Origin of the sequence: Synechococcus sp. CC9902 (assembly GCF_000012505.1) — a bacterium.
GTDB lineage: Bacteria > Cyanobacteriota > Cyanobacteriia > PCC-6307 > Cyanobiaceae > Parasynechococcus.
The window spans coordinates 1,872,681-1,885,991 of record NC_007513.1; the positions used below are offsets into that span (position 1 = coordinate 1,872,681).

General features: G+C 56.4%; 24 protein-coding genes. All 24 read left to right on the top strand.

Translation table 11 applies throughout. The features are described from left to right. The first annotated feature begins 14 nt into the window (after positions 1–14). Positions 15–743 carry a 30S ribosomal protein S3 gene (rpsC, locus tag SYNCC9902_RS09920; protein ID WP_011360718.1) on the top strand — a complete coding sequence of 243 codons (729 nt, stop codon included), beginning with the start codon at positions 15–17 and terminating at the stop codon, positions 741–743. Between the two features lie 16 nt (positions 744–759). Continuing rightward, positions 760–1,236 (top strand): 50S ribosomal protein L16, encoded by a 477-nt coding sequence (gene rplP / locus SYNCC9902_RS09925; protein WP_011360719.1) that lies wholly within the window; start codon positions 760–762, stop codon positions 1,234–1,236. Between the two features lie 2 nt (positions 1,237–1,238). Then, positions 1,239–1,448, top strand: a complete 210-nt coding sequence (gene rpmC, locus SYNCC9902_RS09930) for a 50S ribosomal protein L29 (protein ID WP_011360720.1) — start codon at positions 1,239–1,241, stop codon at positions 1,446–1,448. Between the two features lie 15 nt (positions 1,449–1,463). Beyond that, positions 1,464–1,751 carry a 30S ribosomal protein S17 gene (gene rpsQ / locus SYNCC9902_RS09935; protein WP_006169854.1) on the top strand — a complete coding sequence of 96 codons (288 nt, stop codon included), beginning with the start codon at positions 1,464–1,466 and terminating at the stop codon, positions 1,749–1,751. Continuing rightward, positions 1,748–2,113: a 50S ribosomal protein L14 gene (gene rplN / locus SYNCC9902_RS09940; RefSeq protein ID WP_006169852.1), complete on the top strand. Its 366-nt coding sequence runs from the start codon at positions 1,748–1,750 to the stop codon at positions 2,111–2,113. The genes rpsQ and rplN overlap by 4 nt, the downstream gene beginning before the upstream one ends. A gap of 2 nt (positions 2,114–2,115) precedes the next feature. Then, positions 2,116–2,472, top strand: coding sequence for a 50S ribosomal protein L24 (gene rplX / locus SYNCC9902_RS09945; protein WP_006169851.1), 357 nt, complete (start codon positions 2,116–2,118; stop codon positions 2,470–2,472). A gap of 41 nt (positions 2,473–2,513) precedes the next feature. Beyond that, entirely contained in the window at positions 2,514–3,053 is a 540-nt protein-coding gene (rplE, locus tag SYNCC9902_RS09950; RefSeq protein WP_011360721.1) for a 50S ribosomal protein L5, read from the top strand. Positions 3,054–3,072: 19 nt separating this feature from the next. Next, positions 3,073–3,474, top strand: coding sequence for a 30S ribosomal protein S8 (gene rpsH / locus SYNCC9902_RS09955; protein ID WP_011360722.1), 402 nt, complete (start codon positions 3,073–3,075; stop codon positions 3,472–3,474). 14 nt (positions 3,475–3,488) lie between these two features. Further along, positions 3,489–4,028, top strand: coding sequence for a 50S ribosomal protein L6 (gene rplF / locus SYNCC9902_RS09960; RefSeq protein ID WP_011360723.1), 540 nt, complete (start codon positions 3,489–3,491; stop codon positions 4,026–4,028). A 33-nt stretch (positions 4,029–4,061) separates the two neighbouring features. Further along, entirely contained in the window at positions 4,062–4,430 is a 369-nt protein-coding gene (gene rplR / locus SYNCC9902_RS09965) for a 50S ribosomal protein L18 (protein ID WP_011360724.1), read from the top strand. 14 nt (positions 4,431–4,444) lie between these two features. After that, positions 4,445–5,092 (top strand): 30S ribosomal protein S5, encoded by a 648-nt coding sequence (gene rpsE / locus SYNCC9902_RS09970; protein WP_011360725.1) that lies wholly within the window; start codon positions 4,445–4,447, stop codon positions 5,090–5,092. Between the two features lie 6 nt (positions 5,093–5,098). Next, positions 5,099–5,554: a 50S ribosomal protein L15 gene (gene rplO / locus SYNCC9902_RS09975; protein WP_011360726.1), complete on the top strand. Its 456-nt coding sequence runs from the start codon at positions 5,099–5,101 to the stop codon at positions 5,552–5,554. A gap of 106 nt (positions 5,555–5,660) precedes the next feature. Then, positions 5,661–6,980: a preprotein translocase subunit SecY gene (gene secY / locus SYNCC9902_RS09980; protein WP_011360727.1), complete on the top strand. Its 1,320-nt coding sequence runs from the start codon at positions 5,661–5,663 to the stop codon at positions 6,978–6,980. 46 nt (positions 6,981–7,026) lie between these two features. Beyond that, on the top strand, positions 7,027–7,578 hold the full coding sequence (locus tag SYNCC9902_RS09985) for an adenylate kinase (RefSeq protein ID WP_011360728.1): 552 nt from the start codon (positions 7,027–7,029) through the stop codon (positions 7,576–7,578). Positions 7,579–7,624: 46 nt separating this feature from the next. Beyond that, positions 7,625–7,738, top strand: a complete 114-nt coding sequence (rpmJ, locus tag SYNCC9902_RS12185) for a 50S ribosomal protein L36 (protein ID WP_006173336.1) — start codon at positions 7,625–7,627, stop codon at positions 7,736–7,738. Between the two features lie 106 nt (positions 7,739–7,844). After that, positions 7,845–8,210 carry a 30S ribosomal protein S13 gene (rpsM, locus tag SYNCC9902_RS09990; RefSeq protein ID WP_011360729.1) on the top strand — a complete coding sequence of 122 codons (366 nt, stop codon included), beginning with the start codon at positions 7,845–7,847 and terminating at the stop codon, positions 8,208–8,210. Between the two features lie 36 nt (positions 8,211–8,246). Then, positions 8,247–8,639 (top strand): 30S ribosomal protein S11, encoded by a 393-nt coding sequence (gene rpsK / locus SYNCC9902_RS09995; protein ID WP_011360730.1) that lies wholly within the window; start codon positions 8,247–8,249, stop codon positions 8,637–8,639. Positions 8,640–8,685: 46 nt separating this feature from the next. Next, on the top strand, positions 8,686–9,624 hold the full coding sequence (locus tag SYNCC9902_RS10000; RefSeq protein ID WP_011360731.1) for a DNA-directed RNA polymerase subunit alpha: 939 nt from the start codon (positions 8,686–8,688) through the stop codon (positions 9,622–9,624). Between the two features lie 46 nt (positions 9,625–9,670). Next, positions 9,671–10,021 carry a 50S ribosomal protein L17 gene (gene rplQ / locus SYNCC9902_RS10005; protein ID WP_009788913.1) on the top strand — a complete coding sequence of 117 codons (351 nt, stop codon included), beginning with the start codon at positions 9,671–9,673 and terminating at the stop codon, positions 10,019–10,021. 26 nt (positions 10,022–10,047) lie between these two features. Further along, a complete protein-coding gene (gene truA / locus SYNCC9902_RS10010) occupies positions 10,048–10,950 on the top strand; it encodes a tRNA pseudouridine(38-40) synthase TruA (protein ID WP_011360732.1) in 903 nt (300 codons plus the stop codon). 139 nt (positions 10,951–11,089) lie between these two features. Further along, a complete protein-coding gene (gene rplM, locus SYNCC9902_RS10015; RefSeq protein WP_011360733.1) occupies positions 11,090–11,542 on the top strand; it encodes a 50S ribosomal protein L13 in 453 nt (150 codons plus the stop codon). After that, the gene (gene rpsI, locus SYNCC9902_RS10020) at positions 11,539–11,940 is read left to right on the top strand and encodes a 30S ribosomal protein S9 (RefSeq protein WP_009788910.1); all 402 of its coding nucleotides are present in this window, start codon (positions 11,539–11,541) and stop codon (positions 11,938–11,940) included. Before rplM ends, rpsI begins: the two co-directional genes overlap by 4 nt. A 15-nt stretch (positions 11,941–11,955) precedes the next feature. Further along, the gene (rpmE, locus tag SYNCC9902_RS10025) at positions 11,956–12,195 is read left to right on the top strand and encodes a 50S ribosomal protein L31 (RefSeq protein ID WP_011360734.1); all 240 of its coding nucleotides are present in this window, start codon (positions 11,956–11,958) and stop codon (positions 12,193–12,195) included. 15 nt (positions 12,196–12,210) lie between these two features. Continuing rightward, positions 12,211–13,308: a peptide chain release factor 1 gene (prfA, locus tag SYNCC9902_RS10030; protein WP_011360735.1), complete on the top strand. Its 1,098-nt coding sequence runs from the start codon at positions 12,211–12,213 to the stop codon at positions 13,306–13,308. The last annotated feature ends 3 nt before the right edge of the window (positions 13,309–13,311 follow it).

Sequence of the window (13,311 nt, forward strand, 5' to 3'; positions counted from 1 at the left end):
CGGACTCTGACCCAATGGGACACAAAATCCACCCAACCGGTCTGCGCCTGGGGATCACCCAGGAGCACCGGTCACGCTGGTACGCCTCCAGCAAGACATATCCGTCACTTCTTCAAGAAGACGACCGGATTCGCAAGTTCATCCACAAGAAATACGGTTCTGCCGGCATCAGCGACGTGCTGATCGCCCGCAAAGCCGATCAACTGGAAGTTGAACTCAAAACAGCACGTCCCGGTGTCCTCGTCGGACGTCAGGGCAGCGGCATCGAAGATCTTCGAGCCGGTATCCAGAAAACTGTCGGTGACAAAAGCCGCCAAGTGCGGATCAATGTTGTCGAAGTTGAACGTGTCGACGGCGACGCGTTTCTGCTGGCCGAATACATCGCCCAACAACTGGAAAAACGTGTGGCGTTTCGTCGCACGATCCGGATGGCTGTTCAGCGCGCTCAACGCGCTGGCGTTCTCGGCCTAAAAATCCAGGTATCAGGCCGTTTGAACGGCGCTGAAATCGCCCGGACCGAGTGGACCCGTGAAGGTCGTGTCCCACTGCACACCCTGCGTGCTGACATCGATTACGCCACCAAAGTGGGTAAAACCACTTACGGCGTACTCGGGATCAAAGTTTGGGTGTTCAAGGGGGAAGTCCTGAACGAACAGTCTCAAACAATGCCGGTCGGGGCGAACCCCCGTCGGCGGGCCAGCCGTAGGCCCCAACAGTTCGAAGACCGCTCAAACGAGGGTTGAACCGGAGGCCTAAACCATGCTGAGTCCAAAACGCGTCAAATTCCGTAAACAACAGCGAGGCCGCATGCGCGGCGTCGCCACCAGGGGCAACACGATTGCTTTTGGTGAGTTTGCACTGCAAGCCCAAGAGTGTGGCTGGATCACCTCGCGTCAAATCGAGGCCAGCCGCCGTGCCATGACCCGCTACGTCAAACGTGGCGGCAAGATCTGGATTCGGATTTTTCCCGATAAGCCAGTCACCATGCGCGCCGCTGAAACCCGTATGGGTTCCGGCAAAGGCAACCCAGAATTCTGGGTCGCAGTGATTAAGCCAGGTCGGATTCTCTTCGAGATGGGTGGTGAAGAAATCACCCCCGAAATCGCGAAAGAAGCCATGCGCCTGGCGCAATACAAGCTGCCAGTCAAAACCAAATTCATCGCCCTCGGTGATGAGGAGAAAACAGCTGGCGCCAAAACACCGGCTGCTTCTAAAGCCGTCACCGTGGAGTCCTGACCATGGCCCGTCCCAACACCAGCGAGGTTCGCAACCTCTCCGATGCGGATATCAATGAAAAAATCGACGGTTTGCGCCGCGAACTTTTTCAGCTCCGCTTTGAGCAGGCCACGCGCCAACTCGCTAATACTCACCGTTTCAAAGAGGCCCGCATCAAGCTGGCCCAGCTGCTGACGGTGCAGTCGGAGCGTCAACGCTCCACCGCGTCCTGATCCCCATCTCTAACCATGGCAGTTAAAGAACGGGTCGGCACCGTCGTCAGCGACAAGATGGAGAAAACAGTGGTGGTTGCGGTGGAAACCCGCTTCCCCCATCCCATCTATCAAAAGACGGTCAGCCGCACCACCCGCTACAAAGCCCACGATGAAGACAACTCCTGTCGCGTCGGAGACCGTGTTCGCATCACGGAAACCCGTCCGATGAGTCGCCAAAAACGTTGGGCGATTGCTGAAGTTCTCAGCCACAGCCCAAAAGCTGCGGCTGCTGAAGCGAAAGCAGAGGAGGCCAACCAGTGATCCAACAGGAATCGTTCCTCACCGTTGCCGATAACAGCGGTGCCAAACGCATCCAGTGCATTCGTGTTCTGGGTACCAACCGTCGCTACGCCCACGTCGGCGACGTCATCGTCGCCGCTGTCAAAGATGCGATGCCCAACATGGGCGTCAAAAAATCTGATGTGGTCAAAGCTGTGGTGGTCCGCACCAAAGCAACCCTGCGTCGTGAAACCGGCAATTCAATCCGGTTTGACGACAACGCTGCGGTGATCATCAACGACGACAAAAACCCAAAGGGCACTCGCGTCTTCGGACCTGTGGCCCGCGAACTGCGTGAGCGCAGCTTCACCAAAATCGTGTCCCTCGCTCCGGAGGTGATCTGACCATGGCGACAGCAACCTCCAAACCGAAGGCCGTTGAGCGCATCAAAATGCGTATCCGCAAAGGCGACACCGTTCAGGTGATTGCCGGAAAAGACAAGGGCAAAACCGGCGCAGTTCTCCGGACGCTGCCCAATGAAAATCGCGTCATCGTGGAGGGCGTCAACATGCGCACCCGTCACGAGAAACCCTCCCAGGAAGGTGAAAGCGGTCGCATTGTCACCGAGGAAGCATCACTGCATGCCTCCAACGTGATGCTCTATTCCACCGATAAAAAGGTGGCAAGCCGCGTTGAAATCGTTGTCGAAAAAGACGGCACGAAAAAGCGCAAGTTGAAGAAAACCGGTGAAGTCCTCGACTGATCCCGACTTCTGACCAAGCCCAGAAGCACCTCACCCCCGTTATGTCACTCAAGAAGCGCTACCGGGAGACCATTCAGCCCAAACTGCTGAAAGATCTCTCCCTCACCAACATCCACGAAGTCCCGAAGGTGATGAAAGTCACCATTAACCGCGGACTCGGCGAAGCTGCTACCAATGCCAAGTCTCTCGAGGCTTCGGTCAAGGAGCTTGCACAGATCACCGGCCAAAAAGTGGTTGTGACCCGTGCCAAAAAGGCAATCGCAGGTTTCAAAATTCGCCAAGGCATGCCAATTGGTTGTGCCGTCACCCTTCGCGGTGATCGGATGTACGCCTTCCTCGAGCGCCTGATCAACCTTGCGCTGCCCCGAATTCGGGACTTCCGCGGGGTGAGTGCCAAAAGCTTTGACGGACGCGGCAACTACACCCTCGGGGTGAGGGAACAAATCATTTTCCCTGAAATTTCCTTCGACAAGATCGATGCGATCAGAGGCATGGACATCACCATCGTGACCACTGCCCGTTCTGACGAAGAGGGCAGGGCCCTCCTCAGCGAGATGGGAATGCCATTCCAGAGCAACTGAGCCCTCCCCGTCTATCCCTATGGCCAACCACGATCCAATTTCAGACATGCTCACCCGCATTCGTAATGCGAGTGAAAAGCGTCACGAGACCACCAAGGTTCCCGCTTCACGGATGACCCGCAGCATCGCGAAAGTGTTGCAGCAAGAGGGTTTCATCTCCGAAATCAACGAAGAAGGCGAAGGCTTCAGAGCCGAATTGGTGCTCTCCCTCAAATACAGCGGTAAGCACCGTTTGCCCACCATTCGCTCCATGCAGCGTGTGAGCAAGCCAGGCCTCCGCATCTACAAGAACACTCGTGGCCTGCCCAAGGTCCTCGGAGGGCTTGGTGTCGCGATCATCTCTACCTCGAAAGGGGTGATGAGTGACCGCGATGCTCGCCGAGAGGGCGTCGGCGGCGAAGTGCTCTGTTACGTCTACTGATCCGGAGCTGAACCATGTCACGCATTGGAAAAAACCCTGTCCCCGTCCCGGACAAAGTCACTGTTTCCCTCGACGGTCTAACCGTCAAAGTGAAGGGACCAAAAGGTGAGCTCGAGCGCACTCTTCCAGAGGGCGTCAGCGTTAGCCAAGAAGCCAACACGATCGTTGTCGCACCCACGAGCACCAAACGGATCTCACGGGAACGCCACGGCCTGAGTCGCACCCTCGTCGCCAACATGATCGAAGGCGTTCACAACGGCTACAGCAAAGCCCTTGAAATTGTTGGTGTGGGCTCCCGAGCCCAGGTCAAGGGAACAACCCTCGTCGTGAGTGCTGGTTACAGCCATCCCGTCGAGATGCCAGCGCCAGCCGGCATCACCTTCAAGGTGGAGAACAACACCAGGGTGATTGTTTCCGGGATCGATAAAGAATTGGTTGGCAACGAGGCCGCCAAGGTTCGCGCCATTCGTCCTCCCGAGCCTTACAAAGGCAAAGGCATCAAATACGAGGGCGAGCACATCCTGCGAAAGGCAGGCAAGTCCGGCAAGAAATAACGCTCTTCCTGACCTTCCTCCCCTTCACATACCATGTCCAAACTTTCCCGCAAACAACAGACGCAGAAGCGCCATCGGCGCCTCCGTCGTCACATCACCGGCACATCCAACCGTCCGCGGTTGGCTGTGTTTCGCTCCAACAATCACATCTACGCCCAGCTCATCGACGACGCTGCTCAGAGCACACTCTGTTCAGCATCCACCGTTGACAAGGAACTTCGTTCTGGACTCAAAAACAACGCTGGAAGTTGTGACGCCTCCGTTGCTGTCGGTGCACTTGTCGCCAAGCGCGCGATCGCCAAGGGCATCGAGCAGGTGGTCTTCGATCGTGGTGGAAACCTCTATCACGGTCGGATTAAAGCCCTTGCCGACGCTGCCCGGGAAGCGGGCCTTCAGTTCTGATCCCTGCTTTACCCATGACAGATTCTTCTCCTCAATCCAATCCCAACGCCGTACCTGGCGCAGCTGATGTACCAGCGGCGGCCCAAGGGCAGCAACAAGAGCAGCGTCGTGGCGGCGGCGGCGGCGGCCGTGGTGACCGACGTGGCGATCGTCGCGGCGGTCGTCGCGGCCAAGACCGCGATTCCGAATGGCAAGAGCGCGTCGTACAAATCCGACGGGTCTCCAAAACCGTTAAGGGCGGCAAAAAGATGAGCTTCAGAGCCATCGTTGTTGTCGGCAACGAAAAGGGACAAGTCGGCGTTGGTGTTGGCAAAGCTGGCGACGTGATCGGTGCCGTCCGCAAGGGCGTTGCAGATGGCAAGAAGCACCTGGTGAAGGTGCCTCTGACCCGTCACAGCTCAATCCCAACCCTGTCGAATGGTCGCGATGGTGCAGCTAGCGTTTTGATTCGTCCCGCTGCCCCTGGTACTGGCGTTATTGCCGGTGGTTCCATTCGAACTGTGCTTGAACTGGCCGGCATTAAAAATGTTTTGGCCAAACGTTTAGGCAGCAAAACTCCCCTCAACAACGCAAGGGCTGCCATGGTGGCCCTATCCAGTCTTCGTACTCACAAGGAGACTGCAAAAGAACGGGGAATCTCCCTCGAGCAGATCTACTCCTGATTCGCGATGACTCTCCGACTCGACTCCCTCAAAGCCAACAAAGGCGCTCGTCGCCGCAAATTGCGTAAGGGCCGTGGCATTGCCGCTGGTCAGGGCGCTAGCTGCGGCTTCGGTATGCGTGGCCAAAAATCCCGCTCCGGCCGACCAACCCGTCCTGGGTTCGAAGGTGGACAGATGCCTTTGTACCGCCGGGTACCAAAGCTGAAGCACTTTCCTTTGGTTAATCCAAAGCACTTCACGGTGTTAAACGTGTCCGCCTTGAAAGATCTCAAGGACGGAGCAACCGTGAATCTGGACTCCCTCGTCAAAGACGGCATCGTGACGAGCCCCAAGCATCCCCTCAAGATGCTCGGTAACGGTGAGCTCACCGTTAAGAACCTGACGGTGCAAGCCTCGGCGTTCACAACCTCCGCCCGCACCAAGATCGAAGCGGCCGGCGGCACCTGCGAAACCCTTGACTGACTGATCGGGCTTCATTGCCTTTTCAGCTTTAGGGTCTGAGCCGTCCGCTGGACTTTGGTCCACGGGCGGCTTCGCTGCATCAGCCCAACCTTTTTCTCTTCCGGACATGCTTGTCAGTCGGGGACGCAACCCCAATGCCGCCGAAGTGATCAGCCAGCTGGTCACCAACCCTGGGTTGCGCAGTCGGGTGCTTACCACCCTTGGCCTGCTGCTTCTGGTCCGTCTTGGCATCTACATCCCCATGCCAGGGATCGATCGAGAAGCCTTCAAACAATTCATCGATCAAGGGGGCCAACTGATTGGCTTCCTCGACATTTTCACGGGTGGAGGAATCTCCACTTTGGGAATTTTCGCTCTTGGAATTCTCCCCTTCATTAATGCATCGATCATTCTTCAGCTGCTAACAGCTTCGTTGCCGCAGTTGGAAGACCTTCAAAAAAATGAAGGCGAAGCAGGACGACGCAAAATCGCACAAATCACCCGCTATGTCGCCCTTGGCTGGGGACTCATCCAAAGCGTGGTGTTCGCAATGATTTTGCGCCAATACGCCGTAGAGGGTTTGAGCGAAGTTGTCTTCGTGGTTCAAACGGCCTTAGCCCTTGTCACCGGATCCATGGTGGTGATGTGGATTGCAGAGGTCATCACCGAAAGAGGGATTGGCCAGGGGGCTTCTTTGGTGATCTTCTTAAACATCGTTGCGACCCTTCCTCGCACCCTTGGAGCAACAATCGAAGCCGCTCAAACGGGTGACCGCGACACCGTTTTGGGAATTGTTGTTCTTGTTCTGGTGTTTCTGGCCACGATTGTCGGAATCATCTTTGTTCAAGAAGGGGCCCGTCGTATTCCGATTGTTAGTGCCAAGCGCCAAGTTGGTGGAGCTGGTGCTCTACCAACGCGTCAGAGCTACTTACCTCTCAAATTGAATGCCGGTGGGGTGATGCCAATCATTTTTGCTTCGGCATTGATTTTCTTGCCCGTCACCGTCGCGAATCTCACCAAGAGTGAATGGCTGATTCGAGCCGCGAGCATGCTCAATCCCAGCGCATCGAATCCCTGGCCCTACGCCCTGGCTTTTTTCACCTTGATTCTGGGGTTCTCTTACTTCTACGCCTCGCTCACGGTGAACCCGGCAGACATCGCCACAAACCTCAAACGAGGCGGTGTGGCGATTCCTGGAGTTCGTCCTGGAAGCGCTACCACCAACTACCTCTCGGGAGTGCAAAACAGGCTTACTTTGCTTGGTGGTCTCTTCCTTGGCTCCGTTGCGATTATTCCTGCCGCAGTGGAACGCGCCACCAATGTGCAGACATTCCAAGGACTCGGTGCGACGTCATTACTCATCCTTGTGGGTGTTGCCATTGACACCGCAAAACAGGTTCAGACCTACGTGATATCTCAACGCTACGAAGGCCTCGTGCGCCAGTGAGCTCCCGCCACTGCACCTGCTGTTGTCATTCCTTTCCAAACCCTCGATGAAAAACCGCCTCCTTTTTCTCGGTCCACCTGGTGCTGGTAAAGGCACCCAGGCAGCACGCATCTGCGATTCCAATGGCATGAAACACCTGTCCACAGGTGATTTGCTGAGAAGTGAAGTCGCTGCGGGATCAGAGCTTGGCAAAGAAGCCGAAGCCGTCATGAACCGAGGAGAGCTGGTCAGCGACCAGCTGGTGCTGGCAATCGTTGAAAGTCAGATGAAAGCCCTCTCTGGTGAGGGTTGGCTCCTCGATGGTTTCCCGCGCACTGTTCCACAGGCTGAAGCACTGGAACCTCTACTGAATGAGCTCAAGCAACCCATCGAAGCGGTTGTCCTGCTCGAGCTGGACGATGCAGTCTTGATTACGCGCATGCTGAGCCGCGGCCGTGCCGATGACAATGAAGACGTGATCCGGAATCGCCTCGAGGTGTATCGAGACAAGACCGCTCCCCTGATCAGCTATTACCAAAACAAGGGACTGCTCATCAGCGTTCCAGCCCAGGGTTCCGTAGAGGAAATCACTGAGCGGATCTGCAAAGTTCTGGATTGACCCGCATGGTAAGTTTGTCGTTTGGAAATTGGGAGAGCCACGCCTCATGAAGGTGCGCGCTTCTGTTAAAAAAATGTGCGACAAGTGCCGGGTGATCCGTCGCCACGGTCGGGTCATGGTGATTTGCACCAACCCAAAGCACAAGCAGCGTCAGGGCTAATCCCCAACGTTCTTTTCAACAACTGATCAATCCACCGTGTTTGCTCAGTTGCCGTCCAATGCCTCCGATACACCGGAGGCCTTATGTCCCTTTCGATTGAACCTCCGTGGCACGGATCGCCGGCGTTGACATCCCCCGCGACAAGCGGGTTGAAGTGTCCCTCACATATATCTATGGAATTGGCCTCACAAGGGCCAAAGCCATCCTGGCCAAAGCGGGGGTTAACCCCGACATTCGGGTCAAGGATCTCGAGGATGGCGACATCCAGAAGCTCCGTGGTGCCACCGAGGCTTTCACCATCGAAGGTGATTTGCGTCGTCAAGAGGGCATGGCCCTGAAACGACTGCAAGACATCGGCTGTGTGCGAGGCCGTCGTCATCGGATGAGTCTCCCGGTCCGCGGTCAGCGCACCCGCACGAACGCCCGTACTCGCCGCGGTGCTCGCAAGACTGTGGCTGGCAAGAAGAAGTAATTCACCTCCGTCCCTTACCTCGTCTCCTAACGGCCCATGGCCAAAACTGCTAAAAAATCAGGCCCTAAGAAGGCCAAACGCAACGTCCCCAATGGTGTTGCGCATATTCAAAGCACCTTCAACAACACGATTGTGTCCATCAGCGACACCGCTGGGGAGATCATCGCTTGGTCGTCAGCCGGTGCCAGCGGTTTCAAGGGCGCTCGCAAAGGAACTCCCTTTGCCGCACAAACAGCTGCTGAAGCTGCTGCCCGCCGTGCCCTTGAACAGGGCATGCGTCAGATTGAAGTCCTGGTTCGTGGACCAGGGTCTGGCCGTGAAACAGCCATCCGTGCCCTTCAGGTCGCCGGCCTTGAGATCACGTTGATTAGAGACGTCACGCCTCTACCCCATAACGGTTGCCGCCGGCCTAAGCGCCGCCGCGTCTGAACCCACCTCGCCTTTCCGGTTCTCGTTCCCTACCTCGCTTCAGACCGTGCTGCAGTACCAGATCGATCGCATCGAGCATCAAATCGCCGAGGATCGCGCCCAAACAGGCGTCTTCCTGATCGGTCCACTCGAGCGTGGCCAAGCCACAACCTTGGGCAATGCTTTGCGCCGTGTCCTGATGGGCGGCCTTGAAGGCAGCGCCGTCACCGCAATTCGCATTGCCGGCGTTAACCACGAGTACGCCACAGTCCCTGGGGTTCGTGAAGACGTCCTCGACATTCTGCTGAACTGCAAAGAGCTGTCTGTTAACAGCCGTTCAGCGGAACTCGAGATTGGTCGTCTGGTGGTCGCTGGTCCTGCTGAAGTAAAGGCCAGCGATCTTCAGTTTTCATCTCAAGTTCAAGTTATCGATGGCAATCGCACCATCGCAACCGTCGCAGACGGACACAGCCTGGAATTGGAAGTTCACGTCGAGCGTGGCATCGGCTATCGCCCAGTCGACCGACACAACGAAGACACCAGTGCCATTGATCTTCTACAGATCGATGCGGTGTTTATGCCGGTGAAGCGAGTCAATTTCAATATTGATGAAACAGCCGTTGCAGAAGGCGGTTCAGCCCGCGAACGCCTACGGATTGAGATCAGCACCGATGGCTCCATTACTCCTGACGACGCCCTGGCTCAGACGGCCAATCAACTGCTCGAGCTCTTCCAACCTCTAGCGACCGTCACCCTCGTAGAAGAAGTGGGTGTCGAGCCGGAACCATCTGCAGAGGCACAGATTCCTCTCGAGGAATTGAACCTCTCGGTTCGGGCTTACAACTGCCTCAAGCGTGCCCAGGTCAACTCCGTGTCTGACCTCATGGGCTTCAGCTATGAGGATCTCCTCGAAATCAAGAACTTCGGTTCTAAATCCGCCGACGAAGTGATCGAAGCCCTCGAGCGCATCGGCATCTCTATCCCCCAAAGCCGCACCTCGGCATAATTTGAGCCGCCTGCTCTTCCTTCATTACTTCGATTAAGACAGACCCATGAGACACCAATGCCGAGTACCCCAGCTGGGTCGTCCCGCTGACCAACGCAAGGCAATGCTTCGCGCCCTGACCACCCAACTCATTCGGGAAGGTCGGGTCACCACCACCAAGGCCCGTGCGAAAGCTCTTCGCGATGAAGCTGAGCGGATGATCACTTTGGCCAAGGACGGCAGCTTGGCGTCCCGACGTCGTGCCATTGGCTACATCTACGACAAGCAGCTGGTTCACGCCCTGTTCGACAAAGCTCCAACCCGTTACGGCGAGCGCAAAGGTGGCTACACCCGAATTACCCGGACAGTTCCCCGCCGTGGCGACAATGCCGAGATGGCCATCATCGAACTGGTATAGCCCTGATCCTTGTCAGGGTCTGACTTTTGACCGCTGAACCCTCGTCTGCACCCCCTGAGCAGCCAATCCTCCGACGGATTGCCCTCAGCCTGCAGTACGAGGGTTCAGATTTTTGCGGGTGGCAACGGCAAAACAATGCCAGGAGTGTGCAAGCCGTTCTAGAAACAGCGATTGCTCAACTCGACCCCCTAAGACCAATCCAGAGCTTTGCTGCTGGACGAACGGATGCGGGCGTTCATGCTGCAGCCCAAGTGGTGCATTTCGACTGTTCAGGACCCATTCCAGCCGCAAAATGGGCCCCTGCTCTGAACGGTCGACTACCAGCTTCGATCAGGGTGCGTGAATCTGTTGAGCGACCACGGGATTGGCATGCCTGCTACTCCGCTGTTTACCGGCGTTACCGATACATCATTCACAACGGTCGGCGACCCAATTTGTTTCTGACCCCTTGGACTTGGCACCGATACCACCATCGACTCAACGAAGAGAACATGCGGGTTGCCCTTGAAGGGATGATCGGCCTCCATGATTTTGCGGCCTTTATGCGCGCTGGAAGCCGACGCCCCCACTCACGCACAACCATCCAGGACGTTCTGGTGGAACGCGAGGGTGACCTCATCCGCGTGGAAATCCAAGCCAGTGGATTTCTATATGGAATGGTGCGGCTCTTGATGGCGCAGCTCGTTGCCGTCGGCGAGCATCGCCTCAGCGTGAAGGCCTTTGAGCAACGCTGGAGAGACCGGCGCCGAGACCAAGTGAGGGAAGCCGCGCCTGCTAGAGGACTTTGCCTGTTAAGGGCAGGGTACGCCGAGCCTATTTTCAGCGAAGCTGGCTGGTACGATTGCCAACCGTGGTTTTCTTTGGCGACGGATGATCCCCCCCCGGATCCTCCTTGTTTTGCTAAGGACGAGCAACAAGAACTCCAATGACCATCCCCGCTCCTAGGAGAGGGTGTGTTGGGGAGTAAGCTCGATCTTTGATCCACGGTTTGGTCCAGTCATGGACCAAACCATCCTGTACAGCTCCGCCGTCTTCGACGGGGCACCACCGAACCGGCATGCCGGCGAGATGAACAAGACCTCCCTTCCTCCAATCGATTCGATCGACCGCCAGTGGTATGTGGTGGACGCTGAGAATCAGACCCTTGGCCGCCTTGCAACCGAGGTCGCCTCAATTCTGCGCGGCAAAAACAACCCCAACTTCACGCCTCATCTCGACACAGGAGATTTCGTGGTGGTGGTGAACGCTGAAAAAATCCAAGTCAGCGGGAAAAAGCCACAGCAGAAGCTTTACCGCCGCCATTCAGGACGTCCTGGTGGAATGAAGGTTGAAACCTTTGAATCCCTTCAGGAGCGCATCCCAGAACGGATCGTGGAAAAAGCCATTAAGGGCATGCTTCCCCACAACGCCTTGGGCCGCCAGATGTACCGCAAGCTCAAGGTCTATAAAGGCACCGAGCATCCCCATTCAGCTCAAAAGCCCCAGCCCCTTCAGCTCAACCCCTCAGCTACCGCAAAATGAGCAGTAATTCCGTCGTCTACTGGGGTACTGGTCGTCGTAAGACTTCAGTTGCTCGCGTACGTCTCGTTCCAGGCAACGGCACGATCACCATCAATGGTCGCCCGGGAGATAACTATCTCAATTACAACCCGGCTTACATCGCTGCTGTAAAAGCTCCCCTCGAAACCTTGGGACTCAGCACTGAATACGACGTTCTTGTGAACGTTCACGGTGGCGGTTTAACCGGTCAATCCGGTGCCATTAAGCAAGGTGCAGCTCGGGCTCTGTGTGAATTATCCGCAGACAACCGCAAACCGCTCAAAACCGAAGGCCACCTAAGCCGCGACCCTCGCGCCAAGGAACGCCGTAAGTACGGTCTGAAGAAAGCCCGTAAGGCCCCTCAGTTCTCCAAGCGCTGATTTTTTTACTTTCCCATGCCTAAGTCCGACATTCATCCCACCTGGTATCCCGATGCCAAGGTGATCTGCAACGGCGAAGTGGTGATGACCACTGGTGCCACCCAGCCAGAAATTCACGTTGACGTCTGGAGCGGCAACCACCCCTTCTTCACCGGGACCCAAAAAATCCTTGATACCGAAGGTCGTGTTGATCGCTTCATGAAGAAGTACGGCATGGGCAGCACCAAGGGAAAAGACGACGACGCCTCATCCTGAACCTGAGGCGGGGCCATGGATGCCTCAACTCTGACCAGCCGATTACAGACGGCTACAGCCAGCTTCCGCAGCCTCGAGCGGCAGCTGGCAGATCCTGATGTCGCCAATGATCCCAAGCGACTTGAAACGATTGCTCGAGAGCGATCGAGGCTCGAGCCGCTTGTGCTCGATTTTGAGGCGCTCCAAAAATTAGAACAGGAGCAGGCCGATGCCCGGGAGCTTCTAAGGGAGAGTCGGAGCGACGCAGCAATGCAAGAACTCGCCCAAGACGAGCTCAGCGAGCTAGAGGCTCAACACACCGCATTGCTCCAACGCCTCACCCTGGCGCTGCTTCCCCGAGATCCGCGTGACGATCGAAGTGTGATGTTGGAAATTCGTGCTGGGGCGGGGGGCGATGAAGCCTGTATTTGGGCTGGAGATCTAGCCCGCATGTATGAGCGGTATGGCCAAAAACTTGGATGGTCAGTGCAACAGCTGAGCTGTACTGAAGCTGATCTCGGCGGTTATCGAGAACTGATCGTTTCTGTGAAAGGCACCAGCGTCTTCAGTCAACTGAAGTTCGAAGCCGGGGTTCATCGTGTGCAACGCGTGCCGGCAACGGAATCACAAGGTCGGGTTCACACGTCCACAGCAACGGTGGCCGTCATGCCAGAAGCCGATGCCGTTGAAGTGGAATTAGACCCCAAGGATCTCGAGATCAGTACCGCACGATCCGGCGGAGCCGGCGGACAGAACGTCAACAAAGTGGAAACAGCAGTGGATCTCCTGCATAAACCCACAGGTATTCGCGTGTTCTGTACACAGCAGCGCTCTCAGTTACAGAACAGAGAACGTGCCTTGGAAATTCTTCGCGCCAAGTTGCTCGAACGGGAACTGGCGGCGGCGGCTGAACGCGAAAGCAGTCATCGGCGATCCCAGGTGGGTAGTGGCGATCGCTCTGAAAAAATTCGCACCTACAACTACAAAGACAACCGGACAACCGATCACCGACTAGGGCGTAATTTCTCGCTTGAACCAGTCCTTCAAGGGCAACTTGAGGATCTCATCGGAGCCTGCATCGCCGAAGAGCAACGCCAAAAACTTGAAGCACTCAGCGAAGAAACAGACGACTGAGTT

Excerpts from the sequence above, each read along its gene's own strand:
- rplO (WP_011360726.1), top strand. The coding sequence starts at position 5,099 with ATGACTCTCCGACTCGACTCCCTCAAAGCCAACAAAGGCGCTCGTCGC.
- rpsI (WP_009788910.1), top strand. The coding sequence starts at position 11,539 with ATGAGCAGTAATTCCGTCGTCTACTGGGGTACTGGTCGTCGTAAGACT.
- rplE (WP_011360721.1), top strand. The coding sequence starts at position 2,514 with ATGTCACTCAAGAAGCGCTACCGGGAGACCATTCAGCCCAAACTGCTG.
- rpsQ (WP_006169854.1), top strand. The coding sequence starts at position 1,464 with ATGGCAGTTAAAGAACGGGTCGGCACCGTCGTCAGCGACAAGATGGAG.
- rpmE (WP_011360734.1), top strand. The coding sequence starts at position 11,956 with ATGCCTAAGTCCGACATTCATCCCACCTGGTATCCCGATGCCAAGGTG.
- prfA (WP_011360735.1), top strand. The coding sequence starts at position 12,211 with ATGGATGCCTCAACTCTGACCAGCCGATTACAGACGGCTACAGCCAGC.
- rplP (WP_011360719.1), top strand. The coding sequence starts at position 760 with ATGCTGAGTCCAAAACGCGTCAAATTCCGTAAACAACAGCGAGGCCGC.
- rpsC (WP_011360718.1), top strand. The coding sequence starts at position 15 with ATGGGACACAAAATCCACCCAACCGGTCTGCGCCTGGGGATCACCCAG.
- rpmJ (WP_006173336.1), top strand. The coding sequence starts at position 7,625 with ATGAAGGTGCGCGCTTCTGTTAAAAAAATGTGCGACAAGTGCCGGGTG.
- secY (WP_011360727.1), top strand. The coding sequence starts at position 5,661 with ATGCTTGTCAGTCGGGGACGCAACCCCAATGCCGCCGAAGTGATCAGC.
- rpsE (WP_011360725.1), top strand. The coding sequence starts at position 4,445 with ATGACAGATTCTTCTCCTCAATCCAATCCCAACGCCGTACCTGGCGCA.
- rplR (WP_011360724.1), top strand. The coding sequence starts at position 4,062 with ATGTCCAAACTTTCCCGCAAACAACAGACGCAGAAGCGCCATCGGCGC.
- rplQ (WP_009788913.1), top strand. The coding sequence starts at position 9,671 with ATGAGACACCAATGCCGAGTACCCCAGCTGGGTCGTCCCGCTGACCAA.
- rplF (WP_011360723.1), top strand. The coding sequence starts at position 3,489 with ATGTCACGCATTGGAAAAAACCCTGTCCCCGTCCCGGACAAAGTCACT.
- rpmC (WP_011360720.1), top strand. The coding sequence starts at position 1,239 with ATGGCCCGTCCCAACACCAGCGAGGTTCGCAACCTCTCCGATGCGGAT.
- rpsK (WP_011360730.1), top strand. The coding sequence starts at position 8,247 with ATGGCCAAAACTGCTAAAAAATCAGGCCCTAAGAAGGCCAAACGCAAC.
- rplM (WP_011360733.1), top strand. The coding sequence starts at position 11,090 with ATGAACAAGACCTCCCTTCCTCCAATCGATTCGATCGACCGCCAGTGG.
- SYNCC9902_RS09985 (WP_011360728.1), top strand. The coding sequence starts at position 7,027 with ATGAAAAACCGCCTCCTTTTTCTCGGTCCACCTGGTGCTGGTAAAGGC.
- rplX (WP_006169851.1), top strand. The coding sequence starts at position 2,116 with ATGGCGACAGCAACCTCCAAACCGAAGGCCGTTGAGCGCATCAAAATG.
- rpsH (WP_011360722.1), top strand. The coding sequence starts at position 3,073 with ATGGCCAACCACGATCCAATTTCAGACATGCTCACCCGCATTCGTAAT.